This window comes from Gemmata obscuriglobus, from assembly GCF_008065095.1.
GTDB classification, from domain to species: Bacteria; Planctomycetota; Planctomycetia; order Gemmatales; family Gemmataceae; genus Gemmata; species Gemmata obscuriglobus.
In genome coordinates this window covers 5,540,259-5,554,966 of sequence record NZ_CP042911.1, presented here as the reverse complement: position 1 = coordinate 5,554,966, position 14,708 = coordinate 5,540,259, and the positions used below count along the sequence as shown (strand labels likewise).

Sequence of the window (14,708 nt, the reverse complement as noted above, 5' to 3'; positions counted from 1 at the left end):
CACTCCTTGGGTCTGCCGGCGTCACTCAAAGGTCACGGTGCCGAGCAACTCCTGGGCCTTCTTCGTCAGCTCGGCGGGTAGCGGCGCGTAGTCCAGGTCCTTCGCGTACTGTTGCCCGTCGGCCACCGCCCACTTCAGGAACTCGACGACCGCCGGCCCCTTGTCCTTCGGCAGCTTCTTGAACAGGATCGCGTAGCTCGCGCCCACAATCGGGTACGCCGCGTCGCCCTCGGCGTCCGTGAACGAGAAGGTGAGCGGGTGCAGCGTGTACGGCTCCCGATCCGCCTTCACCTTCATCGCGGCCTCGACGGCGGCGGTCACCGACGCGGCGTCGGGCGCGACCGGCTTGTTGGCCTTGTTCGTGAGCGCGGCGAACGTGATGTTGTTCTTCTTCGCGTAGGCCAGCTCGACGTAACCGATGGCGCCGGCGGTGTTCTTCACGTGCTCGGCCACCCCGTCGTTACCTTCCTTGCCAACGCCAACGGCCGGCCACTTCGGGCTCTTGCTCGTACCCGGCGCTTTCGCGAACTCCGCGCTGCGCTTGCTCAGGTACTCGGTGAAGATGTTGGTCGTCCCGCTCGATTCGGCGCGGTACACGAACACGACGTTCGTGCCCGGCAGGTTCGCGCCGGGGTTGAGGGCCTTGATCACCGGGGCGTCCCACTGCTTGATCTTGCCCAGGTAGATGTCCGCGATCACCTCGCCCGAGAGCTTCAGACCGGGTACCTCGGGCAGGTGGTAGATCACCGCCACCGCGCCGACCGTGACCGGCACGTGAACCACCTCGCCGCCGGCTTCGTTTGCCGCCTTCACTTCGGTGGCGTTCATCGGGGCGTCGGAGCAGCCGAAGTCGAGCATCCGCCCGGTCACGTTGGTGATCCCGTACCCGGACCCCTTGGCGACGTAATCGATCTCGACCTTCTTGACCCCCTTGTACTCGGCGGCCCACTTCTGCATGATCGGGTCGACGAACGTGGCGCCGCCGGCGGACACCCGGGGGTCCGATTTGCCACAGCCGCTAACCAGCACGACCCCACCGATCGCGGCCACGAGGGCGAGCGGAACGAGCGTGAACGAGCGCATAGATGCCCCGGAGAACGGTTGGCGGGTTACCCACACTCTACCTACAAAGAGCCGCTGTCGCTGGTGTGAAGGTTGTGTTAACGCGGACAACTTCGCCGGAACGGTGACACCAATTATGCTCTCACACGCCTTCGCAAATTCGACACGACATCGACACGTCATCTACTCCGTTTCTTAACCGTGACAGGTTAAAACACCGGGTGTTCCTTCGTTCGTCATCCTACACCCGTGTGCATCATGCCACTGACGTCGATTGCGCCGGCCGCCGCCGAAACGGTCGGGGCCGCCTTCACCACGGCCGAGCGCAACAAGCTGACCGTCCGCGGGGTCAACTTCTGGTACGGCGCCAAGCAGGCCCTGTTCGACATCAACTTGTCGGTCGCGGAGCGCTCGGTGACGGCGTTCATCGGCCCGAGCGGCTGCGGCAAGAGCACGCTGTTGCGGCTGCTGAACCGGATGAACGATCTGGTCGACGGCACGCGGCTGACCGGCGAGGTGCTGCTGGACGGCGCGGACGTGTACGGGCCGGACCTCGACGTGGTGGACCTGCGGCGCCGCGTGGGGATGGTGTTCCAGAAGTCGAACCCGTTCCCGAAAACGATTTACGAGAACGTGGCGTTCGGGCCGCGGCTCGCGGGCGAGCGGAACCGCGCGCGGCTGGACGCGCTGGTGGAGCGGTGCCTGAAGCAGGCGGCGCTGTGGAACGAGGTGAAGGACCGGCTCGGGACCAGCGCGCTGGAGCTCTCCGGCGGGCAGCAGCAGCGGCTGTGCATCGCGCGGGCGCTGGCGACCGACCCGCAGGTGCTCCTGATGGACGAGCCGGCCAGCGCGCTGGACCCTAAGAGCACGCAGGCGATCGAGGACCTGATCGCCGAACTGCGCCGCCACTTCACGATCGTGATCGTGACCCACAACATGCAGCAGGCGGCCCGGGTGTCGGACCAAACGGCGTTCTTCTTCGAAGGGCGGTTGGTCGAAGCCGGACCGACGGACGACGTGTTCCGCCGCCCGCGCGAGAAGCAGACCGAGGACTACATCACCGGCCGTTTCGGGTGAGCCCGGCTCGCACCTCACACCCGCCGCCCGTCGCACCGCGCGCACCAAACTTGAGCCCCGTTTCCCCTCATCCCCGAGTACGATGTCCGGCTGGCGCGGTCGCACCAACTCTCGCGGCCCGGTTGTGCGGCTTGCGCGTGTGGCGCCGCGCGGCTCGGCATCATGAAGCGCAAGCAGCACTTGTGTCCGCTCACACACGGTTTACAATCATGGTTAATGCCCGCGGTTCGCGCGGGCGCACCGCACCCACGCACCCTCACCGTCGCCGCGAGTCCCACTTATGGCGCAGACGTACACCCTCGAAGAAGCCGCCGGTCGGCTCGGTCTGACGACGGCGGAGATGAAGAAGAAGCTCCAGACGGACCCGGACTTCAAGAAGCTTAGCCAGATCCGGGACGGCTCCACCGTCCGCTTCAAGGTGACCGCGATCGAAGAGCTGTCCCGCCAGCTCGGGATGGCCAGCGAGGACGCGCTCCCGATGGCCCCGCTCGACGACTCGGAGCCGGGCTCCGAAGACTTCAAGGTGACCGGGCTCGAAGACAAGAAGAAGCCGGCCAAGAAGCCCGTTGCGGACGAAATCGCCCTCGACTTCGGGGCCGGCGACGACGAAGTGTTCTCGCTCACCGACGAGCCCGCACCCACGAAGCCGAAATCCAGTAGCAAGCTGACCCCGGGGAAGGCGCCACGGTCGATGTCCGACAGCTCGTCGGGGTCCGATAGCGATGTCCGGCTCGACGGCGGCAAGCCCAAGAAGCCGAAGGGGACCGACGAGGCCGCCGTGCCCACGGAAGAACTCGCGCTGGACTTCAGCGGCCCCGGAAGCGCGGTCATCAAGGGTGGCAGCTCGGCCAAACTGTCCGCACCGAAGAGCGGCGGATCGTCCAGCCGGCTAGACGCCAGCAAGGGTGGCAAGGCCGACGACTCCAACGACAGCAGCGAGTTCGAGCTGAGCCTGGACGCCGACAGTGACGATTTCGACCTCCCGATCGCCCCCGAAGCCGGCGACGAGGTGGATCTAGGGAGCATGCCGAAAGCCGGCGGACCGGCCCGGAGCAGCCCCAGCGGGATCAACCTGAGCAGCCCGGCCGACAGCGGCATCTCGCTCGAAAAGGGCAAGCCGGGCGAGAAGTCGAAGGCCCGAAAAGCCAGCGAAAGCGACGAATCGGATTTGGACTTTGAACTGTCCCTCGATTCCTCCGCGGTCTCGTCGAGCACGAAACTGGGTGCCCCGCAGTCGGGGAAACTGGTTCTCGATTCGGACTCGGACAGCGAGTTCGAGCTGACACTGGACGACTCCGGCGGGTCCCTCGAACAGGCCGCTCTGGACGGCGCGACTCAAGGCGAGGACAAGGGCGACATTTTCGAGACCGACTTCGAGATCCCGGCTATGCCGGACGAGTCCGGGTCAGAGGCGGTCGCGCTGGAGTCGGACACGGACCTGGAGAAGTCCGATTTCGAGCTGGCGATGGACGACAGCGACGTGGCCGCCGAGGAAGATTCGGGCAGCGAGGTCGTGCTGCTGGACGAGGAAGAGGCCGAGGCGAAGCCCCGCCCCAAAGCGAAGCCTGCTCCTGCCGCGAAAGGTAAGAAGCGACCGGTCGCGGACGACGCCGATGTGGACCTGTCCGACGAGATCGCCGTCGACGAGGACGACGCGTCGGCGTCGAAAGCGCTGAAGGGGGCGAAGGGCCGCCGCGGAGACGACGAGGACGAAGAAGACGAGGTCGTGCCCGCCGGGGCTGGGGCGCCGACGGCGCAGTGGGGTATCGTGCCGGTGCTGTTCCTGGCCCCGGCGCTCCTGTTCACCCTCGTCGGCGCACTGATGGGGTACGAACTGCTTCAGACGATGTGGGGGTATCAGCAGCCGCGTAAGCCCACCGCGCCGATCGTTCGCGGTATCGCCAGCAGTCTCGATATGGAACTCAAAGACCAGTAAGCGAGTGATTAGCGGCATCGGTCACAGTGGGAGGGCAAGAGCTTGCCCTCGAGGTCACGCCACGGTTTGTGCTGTGGCACCCTCTGATTTGTGGCAGAGTGTATCTCGTTTGCGGAACGAGGAGCCCGGCCGTTCGGCGAAGAACCGTGGGAGCCGGTCGTCTTGGCTCAGCACGGCGGCCCGCAGTTGCAGGATCGATTCGGCACCGTCGGGCCGGGTCCAATGCTTCTGTGTGCTCTTCACCCGGGCGTTGATCTCGCCCACCAGTGACTCGACCAAGCTACTCGTCGTCGGTAGCCCGTTGCGCCGGTATCGCGGGTACGCCATGCGATCCCGATTGTTCCCCAAGTAGGTCCGCGCGTGCGCCACCACCCGGCGCGGGTCCCGGCGCTCCTCGGCCGTCGCCGCCTCACCCGGTGGGGGCTCACCCAGCCGCGCCTGCCACTGATCCAGTTCGGTGAGCACTTCTCCAACGCGACCCTGCCAGCACGCGCGCATCCAGGCCACGTATTGGGACCAACCCGACGCCTCATCGGGGCTCACGGCCGCGGCCGACGAGAACACGTAACACACCGCGTGCAGGAAATCCACGATCGGCTCGAACGCACCAAAGTACCCGCGCCAGATGGTCCAGTTGTACGCCTGACCGTCGGCTACGAACGCCCGACGCGGGGCCTCATAGAAGCGCCGCTCCTGGGCCTCGGCGGCCATCATCGGGCCGAACGCGGTACTCCCCTCCAGGCTCGCCACGCACGTCCGCACCAACCGCGTCGGGGACCACCGCTCGGCCCCTTCGGGTTCCCCGGCCGGCACCGGGGGCGTCGATTCGTCCACGGTTTCCGGGGGCGCGACCTCGCCCGCCGGGCCCTTCATCTGCTGCACCAGGCGCCGCACCCGGCGCGGGCAGCGGAACGACTCGGGCGGCTCGGGGCACGGGTCCGTGGCGAACGTGGGGCCACTCAGGGTGGCCAGGCACGCCACCTTGTCCTCCTTGTTCTGGGCCTCGTGAACACCCGGGCCGGCGCCCGCGGCGCGGGTGCGGATGCGCCCCCCATCGACCTCGACCACCACGGCCACGGGCACCACCGCGGTCCGCGGCTCTAACTGGCGGCGCCGGTGCTCGACCGCCTTCCGATCGCGCCGCGCGATCAACTCGTGCCCGACCTCGTGAGCCAGTCGGCGCACCTGGTTGTCGCTGATCGTGACCCCGGTCATCCGCACCGCCTCGGCGGCATCCCGGAACGAGGAGAACCGGGCGGCGGCCGTGACGATGCGTTGAACGACCGAGGAACTGTACCCGTGCTCATCCAGCCCGAGGGCCAGCCGCAGGGGGGAAAAAGTCCCGCCGGCAGGCGGGACAATGGGCGATCCGTTCGGCCTGTTGAACCGTGGCCCCTTGGGCCGCCAGGGTGCGGGTGTGTGGTCGGGTCGGGCACGGCTCGCCACACACCGGACACGGAACCTGTTCGGGCACCTTCCGGGCCTGCTGGTGGAGCATCTGCTGGAGGGCACCTTCGGTGAGCCCTTGTGCCGCCGCGGTGGCGATCTGCTCCATCGTCCGGAAGTCCACGTCCAATCCCGGCCCGTCGTCCCCGAACGCCCGCTTGGAAACGATTTTGCCCCACTCCGCCGCCAGTGCTCGAAGGCGGTCGAGTTCCTCGGCCGTGAAACGCGGTGTGCTCATGACTCGCCCCGCACGAGAGTTGCGGCGAAATCGCCCCGCGCTTTTCCTATCCCGTGCCCCGAGGACCGCAAGGCCTACTGCAAACCGTGGCGTGACCTCCTTGCCCTCCCACTGTGACCGATGCCGTTGACGTGTCCGCCTTTTCACGCATTCAGTCGTCCCCGCCGGCGCGGCGGGCCTGTTTCTTCTCGGAGTTCCGGCGCTTGTCGGCCACCCGGCGCTTTTTGGCCCCTTTCGACACCTTCGTTTTCTTCCGCACGACGGGTTCGACGAGCGCGGCACGCACCATCTCGGCCAGCTTCAACAGGCAATCCTCCTTGTTCCGCTCTTGATCGCGTGTGGCCTGCGATTGGATGACCACGTCCCCCTCGGTCGTGAACCGGCTCGGGAAGAGTACCGGCATGCGTGCTTTTGCGCCGGGCGGAATCGCGGCCGCCGTCGCGGCCGCCTTCCAGCGGAGCACCGCCTTTGACGCCACCTTGTTCACGTTCTGCCCGCCCGGGCCGCCGGACCGCGCGAAGCTCCACTCGAACTCGTCGTCCGCGATGCTGATGGTGTCGGTGATCGGGAGCATGGGGTCCTCGGGGGCCGCTCCGGCTTGACGGGCCGGCGCCGTTTGTCTTATTGTCCGCGGGCGCGCGGATTGCGCACATTACCAGGAGCGAAACGGTATGAGTGCCTCAGTCGGCGCGCGGCTCGAATCTGTCGCCCCCAAGCGCACGCTGTTCGGGCCGGACTACCTGCGGTTGGCCGTGCTCGCAGCGGTCGCCTTGTCCGTCCACGTGTGGCTGATGTCACACACGGCTCTGACCGCCCGGGACAGCCTCGGGTTCGCGCGTCAAACGCTCTGCTACGAGACCCCGTCGGCGGTGCCGGTGGGGCCGGGCGAGCGCGCGAAGACCGCGATCGATCTCGTCCGCGAGTCCGAGCACCCGCCGGGTTACCCGCTCGTCATCTGGGGGACATTTAAGGCGGTCAGCCTCGTCTCAACCGCCCCGGTGGCGGACCGCGCCCTGTTTTCCGCCCAGCTCGCGAACGCACTGGCCGCGGTGCTGCTCGTGGTTCCAACTTATCTCATCGGCCGGCTGCTGTTCAGTCGTAACGTCGGGTTCGCGGCGGCGCTGCTGTTCCAGGTGCTCCCGGTGCCGGCCCGGATCACCAGCGACGGCCTCACCGAGGGCGTGTACCTGCTCGCGACCGCGACCGCGCTCTTTTTCGCGGTGCGAGCGGTCACGACGCCGCGGATCAGCAGCTTCCTACTGTGCGGGCTCGCCATCGGCGCGAGCTACCTCGTGCGGCCCGAAGGGCTGATGCTGTTCACCGGCCCGGCGGCCGTGGTGTTTTGGCTCGGGTTGATTCGCCGGTGGCCGCGCGACATTGCGCTGGGGCGACTGGCCGCGCTGTTTGTCGGGGTCTGCCTCGTCGCAGTGCCGTACATGGCCCTGATCGGCAAACTCACCAACAAGCCGTCACCGGGCCAGATGTTGAACCTGCTCGCGCCGCCGCAACCGGTCTATCGCGGCGCGAACGCGGTGCCGGCCGCGCCGTCCGGGCCGCTGTTCGCCGAGTGGTGGAACGACGCCCGCGACTCGGGGCAGTCCCAGAACGTGTGGGCCGTCAACGCCGTGTTCAAGGAAGTGAGCAAGGGCGCCAACTACGTCGTGTGGCCACTGGCGGTGTTCGCGGTTCTCGCCCTGCGTCGGAAGTTGGTGGCCGAGCCCGGGCCGTGGGTTCTGCTCGTGCTCGCGGCGTGCAACCTGACTGTGCTGCTGTACCTTGCGGCCCGGGTGGGGTACGTGTCGGAGCGGCACACCGTTCTGCTGACGCTGCTCGCGTGCCAGTTGGCTGCCGCCGGGTTGCCGCTACTCGCGGCGTCGATCGGGCAGGTGTTCCCGCGCGTCGAGCGGTTCGGGGTGCGGGTCACCGCCGCCACGCTGCTGGTCGCTTTGGTAATCGGGGCGCTGCCGTTTGCACTGAAGCCGATGCACCCGAACCGCGAGGGCCACAAGCACGCGGGGCGGTGGCTCGCGGCCAACCTGAGGTCGGACGAGGCACTCGTTGATCCGTTCTGCTGGGCGGCGTGGTACTCCGGCCGCGCCCTGTACCGCCCGTCGGGGTACAACCCCGAGTTCTCGAGCGCGACGTACATCGTGAAAGAGAACAACGCGCGCACGCCGCACTCGCGGTTGCCCGTACTCTCCGAGGCCAATCAACTGGCCGCGCAGCCGAACAGCTCGGTGGTGTACCACTGGCCCGAAAACGTGTCGGAGGACGAGGCGGTCATTCACGTCGTTCGGATACGGTCCGTCGGGCAACTGGTTTACGGTACCGCCAGCGCCGTCGCGGGTGGGGCGCGCGGGACCGAATAAAAGGCGGAATGGTAAACGGAGCGCGTAACGCCCGGCCGCAACCACAAGCATCGTTCCTGTGGTTGCGGCCGGGCGTTACGCGCTCCGCACTCCGCTTTACTCGGGGTCGTCAGTGAGCCGCTTCGGGAGCTTCACGGTGAACGTGGAGCCCTTACCGGCGACGCTCTCGACGCGGATGCGGCCGTGGTGCTGTTCGATGATCTGGCGGCACACACTTAACCCCAGCCCGGTGCCGCCGCGCCCGTACTCGTCGGGCTGCTTCGTGGTGAAGAACGGCTCGAAGATCAGGCGCAACTGGTCCGGGGCGATGCCCACGCCGGTGTCGGCCACTTTGATCTCGACCGTGTCGGCGTCGAGGCTGTCGCGCACCTCGATCTTGAGCCGGCCGCCGTTCGGCATCGCCTGCCGCGCGTTCAGAACCAAGTTCACGAGGATCTGCTCGATCTGACCGGGCACCACCCACGCCACCGGGCGGGCGTGGAACTTCGTTTCCACGTGAACGCGGTTCTTCGACAGGTCCTTTTCGGTCAGGATCAGGACCTCTTCGACGAGCCGCGCCACGTCGCAGTTCTGGCGGTGGGTGCCGCTCTTGCGGGCGAACCCGAGCATCCCGCCGGCGATGGCGGCGGCCCGCTGGCCGGCCTTCACGATGCGCTCGAACGCGATCTGCTTTTCGGCCACGTCCGGGCTGCGGCTGCCCAGCTTGGCCGAGTTGATGATGGTGGTGAGGATGTTGTTGAATTCGTGGGCGATGCTCGACGCCAGTTCCCCGACGCTGCTGAGCCGCTGGGCCTGCAACAACTGCTGCCGCAGGGCCTCGGTCTCGCTCACCGGGGCCAGCACGTCTTCACTCGTCATCGGTTCGCCTCCCATCACCCGCACCCACCGCTCGGTCGCGCGGCCGCCTCGATTTGCCGGAGCGCCCCTCGTGAACCGAGGCGTCGGCGTGGCGTGGCACCGCTCAGCACAGGTATCGTCCGTGCCGGTGAGAGCACTTCATACGAAGCGCATAATCGGAACTGTTCCGCGCGCCTGAATCGCTTCCGGGGCAGTTTCGTTTCAGTTTTCTTCCTGTCGCTCAGGTGTTTGGAGAGCTTGTGGTGCCAGGATGCGCTGTGAGGCTCTTCACAAGGAGATGTGGCGGAGTGCCGTTCTCCCTGCATGGGCAAGCTGGGGAAAGGCTCTTGGTTCGTAATTAAGATTATGTAACGTTCGATATTTAATTTGCCGCTATCTCTCGGTGGCTTCCGCCGCACCGAGGGCAATGCTCACGGCGCCGTCGGTAACGACCGGCGCGACTGGTTGCGGCGCCCCGGGTGGTGCGGCTTCGCCCGTCGAGCACTTGGGCGCTCCCACCATGTCGCAGCCCGTGAAGAACAGCAGCGCGAACAGGGCTGCGGCCCACTGGGAGCGGCGGTCGAGCCACTTCCAGATCCGCTCCCGGGGCGTGGAACAGTCGGCGGTGAGGACGCGTCCGTCGGGGCGTCGGTAGACCCGCAGGCACGGCGACCGGTCGCTTGCGGACAGCAGGTCAAGGGCCTCGGCGCGGGTCAGTTCGCTCACGTCGTGGACGTTTTTCCGGCACTGGTCGCAGAATCGCGTGCGGGAGTCCCCGCTCATCTGGTCCCAGGGCACCGTGCATGGTGTCGGGATCGTGACCAGATCGAGTGCGTCGAGTGTCGGAAGTGGGACCATCGGGCGCTCCGGGCGAACGGTGAGGCGCGAGCTATTTCAACTTCAAGACGAGGAAGTCCACGTCGCCGTTTTGCTTCAGTACGTGGAGCAGTGCCCCTTTCTCGATGCTGGCGGCGCGGAGCGCGGCGTCGAACGTTGCGGCCGTGGTGACGGGCGTCTTGTCCACTTTGAGCACGATCGCGCCGCGCCCGAGCCCGGCCATTTCAGCCAAGCTGTTGCGCTTCACGTCCGTGACGATGGCGCCCTTCAACCCCTGGGGCCAGCCGTTCCGCTTGACCGCTTCGGCGGTCAGCTCGGTTACCGTCACGCCCACCGTTTCGGCGGTCGCGCCGCTCACCGCGGGCGCCGCCGGCGCTTCGGGCTTCAGGGCCGCCCGCTCCTCCTCGATTGTGACCTTTCCGATGTAAAACTTCCCCTCGCGCCACAGCAGCACATCCACCACCTGACCCGCCGGAAGCGCGGTGGTGATCCGCTGGAGGTCGCGCGGGTCTTTGACCGGCGCGCCGTTGATTTTTGTGATCACGTCCCCCGCTACCACACCGGCCTTGGCCGCCGGCGATTCGTCGAGCACCGAGGTTACTGCCACGCCGTTCGTGGACGGCGCCCCGGCCCTCTTCGCGGTTTCGGCGTCGAGGTCGCGGACGGTAACGCCGAAGAAGGACCGCTTCACCACGCCGGTTTTCAGCAGGTCGGCGGCGATCTTCTTCGCCAGGTTGCTCGAAACCGCGAGCCCGACGCCCTGGAACCCGCCGGTGCGGGTCTTGATCGCGGAGGTGAGGCCGATCACCTTTCCGTCCAGGTTGACGAGCGGGCCGCCGCTGTTACCCGGGTTCATCGCGGCGTCCGTCTGGAGGAAATCCTCGAACTGGTTCAGCTTCAGGTTGTTGCGGCTTTTCGCGCTGACGATTCCGCTTGTCACCGAACCGGTCAGCCCGAACGGGGCACCGACCGCCAGCACGCGGTCACCGACTTCCATCTCGTCGCTGTCGGCCAGCTCGAGGAAGGGCAGGGGGGCTTTCGATTCGATCTTCACGAGCGCGAGGTCCGTTTTCGGGTCGCGTCGGATGTCGCTGGTGGTGAACTTGCGGCCGTCGTGAAGCGTCACGTCCACCGATTCCAGGTCGCTGACGACGTGGTTGTTGGTGAGAACGCTTCCGGACGCATTGATGAGTACGCCGGAGCCGAACCCGGGATCCGTGTCTTCGCCCACGGCGCGCTTCGGCCGGCCTTTGCCTTCAATGCACACCACGCCCGGCAGCACGCGCTTCACAACAGGGGCGAACGACTGCCACTCGCGCCCGGGGAGTGGCGGGTCGAGTTTCGGAACCGGCGGCGGCTGACCCACGAGTTGCTGGGCGGCGAAGAGCCCACCGAACAGCCCCAATACGAGGCACCCGAGGGCGAGCGGCGCGCGTCCGGTTCTCATGGCCCAACTCCGCGGTGCAAGGTCGTGCCCCATTCTACCAAATGCAGGAACGCCGGGTTCATCTGAACCCGGCGTTCCCGTTGGAGTCGTCGAAGTGCGATTTCAGGCGGCCCGGGCTGGGCGGGCGGTGTTTCGCGGCTTGCGCCGCGTCGGCTGGGGGCGGGGATCGGAGCAACTCAGGGTGTACGCCCCGCACCCCGGACAGGGGCGCGATTCCAGCGCCTGGCGCTCGTAATCCGATACGTCGCAGGCCCGCGCCCACGCGAAGGCGCACGACCCACACGACACCACACACCCTTGCGCCGTCGTGACTGTGCCCACAAAGTTCACCGGGTTAGCGTGATCCGCGTCAGCGGCTCAGTACCGCGGGCGGCCGGAGAGAGCTTGCGGCTCGGGGAAGCCGCGGAACCCGTGTCCGACCCACACCCACCAGACCGACACCGGAACGCCTTCTTCGCGGTAGGTCACGATTTTCGCGAGCTCTAATCGCTCGAAGACCGTGGTGTCGGCGGGGAGTCCGTCCCCCACGAACACGAACGTGCGCCCTCTGAACTCTTGCGCGTCGGCGATCGGATTCGGGCGCCACACATCGTACTGCGAGTGCCGGTCGGCCATCGCCAGCCCGAAGGAGTACGTCTCCGGGTGCCCCTTGCAGTACACCCCGAGCGCGCCGGGAAGGTTCCACACGGTCCCTGCTACCAGCGGGTCCTGACCCGTTTCGTCGCGCACACGGTCGCGGATCGCGTCCACCTCCGCGCCGAGCGTTCGCCAGCCGCGGAGCCGGGCGGTCGGATCGAATTTGCGGATAGGGGTGGCGTTGCCGGTCAGGGCGGTCGGGTCCGCGGCCGGGCCGGCGACGGACGCGAGTGCCCCGCGCATCAGGCCCGGGAAGTGAACGAGTGTCGAGAGGGCCAACCCCACCGCGACGCCGGCGCTCACGAGGCGCGAAACGGGTTTGTGGTACGCGCCGGCGAGTTGCTCGCGCGTCCACGCCACGCACAGCACGAACCCGCTGACGTAGGCCGCGGCGGGCCAGTTCACCTGTCCGCTCGCTTTCAGGCTCGCGACCGCGAACACGCCCCACACGGACACGGACGTCCACCAGAGGAAGCCGAGCGCCGGGTCGGCCGTTCGGCGGTACTTCCACGCGGCCAGCGCCCACACCGCGAACCACACGCCGATCAGGAACCCGGCCTGCCCGACGAGGAACGTGAGCGGCCCGAACCAGCGGACCCCGCTGCCGCTCGAACCGGCGGCCTGCGTCCCGACGTGCCGGAACGTCACCCACTCGTTCGCGGCGTTCCACGCAAAGACCGGGACCAGACCCGCCGCCGAGCCGGCGACGAACACCCAGAACCCGGGGCGCTTCAGTTCCGTGCGGCGGGTGAACAAGAGGTAGCCGAACACCGCGCACGGGAGCAGCACCATCGGGTACTTTGCCAGCACCCCGAGGGCCGAACACACCGCCGCGAGCAACCACCAGCGGAGCGCGAAGAACCGCCCCCCCGGCTGGCTCGCTGAAGGGAGGGGGCCGGCGGGGAGGTCGCTTTGTCCCGTTTGTAGCGCCTTCCACACGCCGACCAGAGCCCAGCACCAGCACGCCAGGAACGGCGGGTCGATGGTCATCAGCACCGCGCCCGCGACCACTGGCGGGAGCGTCAGCGCCAGGGCGACCGTGGCGAGCGCCGCCCGGTGGCTTTTCAGGGTGCTGAGCGTGAGGACGTACCAGCCCCAGAGCAGGAGCGCGTGGCACGCGAGCGCCGGCAGACGTACCGCCGGCATCAGCGACCCGGTGAGCTGTTCGCTCAGCGGGCCGAATAGCTCGCAGGACGCCCTGATCAGCCACGCGACCAGCGGCCCCTTGCTGTAGTAGCTCCAGGCGAGGTGCCGGGACCACTGCCAGTAATGCGCCTCGTCCGGGGAGAGGTCCAGCGGGCAGTTGGTCGCGAGGTAGCCCAGGTGGAACAGCACCGACAGGACGATCAGCCCGCCGGCGAGCCGCCGGCACGTGCGGTCCGAAAGGCGGGCCACGGCCGGCCCGGAACCCCCGGCACCGGCGGGCACCCGCACGCCGACCGCGTTCAACCCTGGTACCATCGCGACTCCCACCCGCAAAGGCGCAACTCGAACGAGAGTCGATAAACCCTCGGGTCGAACCCGTCAACCCGAATCGCCACGCACCCCGAGCTTCCCGGCTCCCCCTCCGAGCTTCCCACGGGCCGGGAAACCACTTATGATTCCCCTAACCGAAACGCCGGTCACTCAACAGGGAACCGCCGACACATGCCCCCTGCCGCCAAAGCCCCGACCGTGAACCCCGAAGAGCTGTCGCTCAACGACCTCCAGGCCGAGGCCGAAACGATCCGCAAGCGTATTAACCGCTTCCGGGAGTCGCTCGGCCGGTTCTTCGTGAACAAGCAGGAGATCATCGACCTGATGTGTGTCGCCGCCATCGCGCAGGAGCCGCTCCTGCTCGTCGGGCCGCCCGGCACCGCCAAGTCCGACATCGTGGTGAAGTTCAAGGACGCGCTCGGCATCGAGCAGGGCGACTACTTCGAGTACATGCTCACCCGGTTCACCGAGCCGAGCGAGATCATCGGGGCGATCGACATCAAGGAGCTGCGCGACGGGAGGTACATCCGCCGCAAGGAGGGCAAACTCCCCTCGGCGAAGCTCGTGTTCCTCGACGAGATCTTCAAGTCCAACTCCGCGATCCTGAACATCCTGCTGACCATCATCAACGAGAAGAAGTTTTACCAGGAGGGCAAGCCCGAACCGGTCCCGCTGCGGATCATGTTCGCCGCCACCAACGAGATCCCCGAGCAGGGCGAACTTGCGGCGCTCAAAGACCGGTTCGTGCTGAAGATTCAGAGCCGCAGCGTGCAGGAGGAGTACTTCGCCGAACTCATCGACGCCGGGCTCCAGGGCGAGGCGCACAAGGGCCTCAACCAGAAGCCGTGGATCGAAGGGCACGCCACGCTCGACGACTTCCTGAAGGCCAACCGGTACATGACGCACCTGTTCTCCCGGAAAACCGGCGACGGGCGCGGCGAGGACGAGAACGACCGCAAGAAGTTCTTCCCGGCGGACGTGTTCAAAGAGTTCCAGCGGTTGGTGAAAACCCTTGTGCGCGAGGACAAGATCTTCATCAGCGACCGCAAGCTGGTGAAACTGTACAAACTGTTCCGGGTGCGGTCGTGGCTGTTCAGCGGCGGGGCCGTTACCAAAGACGACCTGCGGTTGCTCGCGTACCTGGGTGAAACGCACCAGGAGATCGAACACCTGCGGACCAAGGTGCCCGAATATCTTGGTGACGCTTAATCCACGCGGGTGTCGCGTGTGCTGGCCGGCACCAGCACGCCAAAAACGGTGTGACGTCGGCGTTTGAAATCCGGCGGTTCCGCCGTGCATGGCGGGAAGGTCACTGAAACGTTCGGTTCTCACGCCCTTGTGAACTGA

Annotated in this window: 12 protein-coding genes; 4 read left to right on the top strand and 8 right to left on the bottom strand. The window is 67.1% G+C overall.

Annotated features, from left to right (window positions below; all coding sequences use genetic code 11):
• Window positions 1–21: 21 nt before the first annotated feature.
• Complete coding sequence (pstS, locus tag GobsT_RS23315) at window positions 22–1,083, bottom strand: phosphate ABC transporter substrate-binding protein PstS (RefSeq protein ID WP_010041866.1); 1,062 nt, start codon at window positions 1,081–1,083, stop codon at window positions 22–24.
• Window positions 1,084–1,320: 237 nt separating this feature from the next.
• Here pstS and pstB point away from each other — a divergent pair, with 237 nt between their 5' ends.
• Both pstB and GobsT_RS23305 read left to right on the top strand, forming a co-directional pair.
• On the top strand, window positions 1,321–2,139 hold the full coding sequence (gene pstB / locus GobsT_RS23310; protein WP_010041862.1) for a phosphate ABC transporter ATP-binding protein PstB: 819 nt from the start codon (window positions 1,321–1,323) through the stop codon (window positions 2,137–2,139).
• A 280-nt stretch (window positions 2,140–2,419) separates the two neighbouring features.
• Entirely contained in the window at window positions 2,420–4,075 is a 1,656-nt protein-coding gene (locus GobsT_RS23305; RefSeq protein ID WP_010041857.1) for a hypothetical protein, read from the top strand.
• Window positions 4,076–4,129: 54 nt separating this feature from the next.
• Here GobsT_RS23305 and GobsT_RS23300 read toward each other — a convergent pair whose 3' ends face one another.
• From GobsT_RS23300 to arfB, 3 genes are all read right to left on the bottom strand, one after another.
• The gene (locus GobsT_RS23300) at window positions 4,130–5,290 is read right to left on the bottom strand and encodes a hypothetical protein (RefSeq protein ID WP_010035719.1); all 1,161 of its coding nucleotides are present in this window, start codon (window positions 5,288–5,290) and stop codon (window positions 4,130–4,132) included.
• A gap of 88 nt (window positions 5,291–5,378) precedes the next feature.
• Window positions 5,379–5,759, bottom strand: coding sequence for a hypothetical protein (locus tag GobsT_RS23295; protein WP_010035721.1), 381 nt, complete (start codon window positions 5,757–5,759; stop codon window positions 5,379–5,381).
• A gap of 151 nt (window positions 5,760–5,910) precedes the next feature.
• Complete coding sequence (gene arfB, locus GobsT_RS23290) at window positions 5,911–6,333, bottom strand: alternative ribosome rescue aminoacyl-tRNA hydrolase ArfB (RefSeq protein ID WP_010041855.1); 423 nt, start codon at window positions 6,331–6,333, stop codon at window positions 5,911–5,913.
• Window positions 6,334–6,430: 97 nt separating this feature from the next.
• Here arfB and GobsT_RS23285 point away from each other — a divergent pair, with 97 nt between their 5' ends.
• Window positions 6,431–8,128 carry a glycosyltransferase family 39 protein gene (locus GobsT_RS23285; protein WP_010041853.1) on the top strand — a complete coding sequence of 566 codons (1,698 nt, stop codon included), beginning with the start codon at window positions 6,431–6,433 and terminating at the stop codon, window positions 8,126–8,128.
• 96 nt (window positions 8,129–8,224) lie between these two features.
• Here the strand turns inward: GobsT_RS23285 and GobsT_RS23280 are convergent, their stop codons facing one another.
• The 4 genes from GobsT_RS23280 to GobsT_RS23265 form a co-directional block, all read right to left on the bottom strand.
• Window positions 8,225–8,986, bottom strand: coding sequence for a sensor histidine kinase (locus GobsT_RS23280; protein WP_010048713.1), 762 nt, complete (start codon window positions 8,984–8,986; stop codon window positions 8,225–8,227).
• A gap of 372 nt (window positions 8,987–9,358) precedes the next feature.
• Window positions 9,359–9,823: a hypothetical protein gene (locus tag GobsT_RS23275; RefSeq protein WP_010048710.1), complete on the bottom strand. Its 465-nt coding sequence runs from the start codon at window positions 9,821–9,823 to the stop codon at window positions 9,359–9,361.
• A gap of 31 nt (window positions 9,824–9,854) precedes the next feature.
• Entirely contained in the window at window positions 9,855–11,249 is a 1,395-nt protein-coding gene (locus tag GobsT_RS23270; RefSeq protein ID WP_010048708.1) for a trypsin-like peptidase domain-containing protein, read from the bottom strand.
• A gap of 357 nt (window positions 11,250–11,606) precedes the next feature.
• Window positions 11,607–13,346 (bottom strand): ArnT family glycosyltransferase, encoded by a 1,740-nt coding sequence (locus GobsT_RS23265; RefSeq protein WP_010048706.1) that lies wholly within the window; start codon window positions 13,344–13,346, stop codon window positions 11,607–11,609.
• Between the two features lie 186 nt (window positions 13,347–13,532).
• Between GobsT_RS23265 and GobsT_RS23260 the strand changes: the two genes are divergently transcribed.
• Entirely contained in the window at window positions 13,533–14,570 is a 1,038-nt protein-coding gene (locus GobsT_RS23260) for an AAA family ATPase (RefSeq protein WP_010048703.1), read from the top strand.
• The last annotated feature ends 138 nt before the right edge of the window (window positions 14,571–14,708 follow it).

Bases quoted from the DNA above. Each gene is read 5' to 3' on its own strand.
- arfB (WP_010041855.1), bottom strand. From the start codon at position 6,333: ATGCTCCCGATCACCGACACCATCAGCATCGCGGACGACGAGTTCGAG.
- pstS (WP_010041866.1), bottom strand. From the start codon at position 1,083: ATGCGCTCGTTCACGCTCGTTCCGCTCGCCCTCGTGGCCGCGATCGGT.
- GobsT_RS23305 (WP_010041857.1), top strand. From the start codon at position 2,420: ATGGCGCAGACGTACACCCTCGAAGAAGCCGCCGGTCGGCTCGGTCTG.
- GobsT_RS23285 (WP_010041853.1), top strand. From the start codon at position 6,431: ATGAGTGCCTCAGTCGGCGCGCGGCTCGAATCTGTCGCCCCCAAGCGC.
- pstB (WP_010041862.1), top strand. From the start codon at position 1,321: ATGCCACTGACGTCGATTGCGCCGGCCGCCGCCGAAACGGTCGGGGCC.
- GobsT_RS23270 (WP_010048708.1), bottom strand. From the start codon at position 11,249: ATGAGAACCGGACGCGCGCCGCTCGCCCTCGGGTGCCTCGTATTGGGG.
- GobsT_RS23295 (WP_010035721.1), bottom strand. From the start codon at position 5,759: ATGAGCACACCGCGTTTCACGGCCGAGGAACTCGACCGCCTTCGAGCA.
- GobsT_RS23275 (WP_010048710.1), bottom strand. From the start codon at position 9,823: ATGGTCCCACTTCCGACACTCGACGCACTCGATCTGGTCACGATCCCG.
- GobsT_RS23260 (WP_010048703.1), top strand. From the start codon at position 13,533: ATGCCCCCTGCCGCCAAAGCCCCGACCGTGAACCCCGAAGAGCTGTCG.
- GobsT_RS23280 (WP_010048713.1), bottom strand. From the start codon at position 8,986: ATGACGAGTGAAGACGTGCTGGCCCCGGTGAGCGAGACCGAGGCCCTG.
- GobsT_RS23265 (WP_010048706.1), bottom strand. From the start codon at position 13,346: ATGGTACCAGGGTTGAACGCGGTCGGCGTGCGGGTGCCCGCCGGTGCC.
- GobsT_RS23300 (WP_010035719.1), bottom strand. From the start codon at position 5,290: ATGACCGGGGTCACGATCAGCGACAACCAGGTGCGCCGACTGGCTCAC.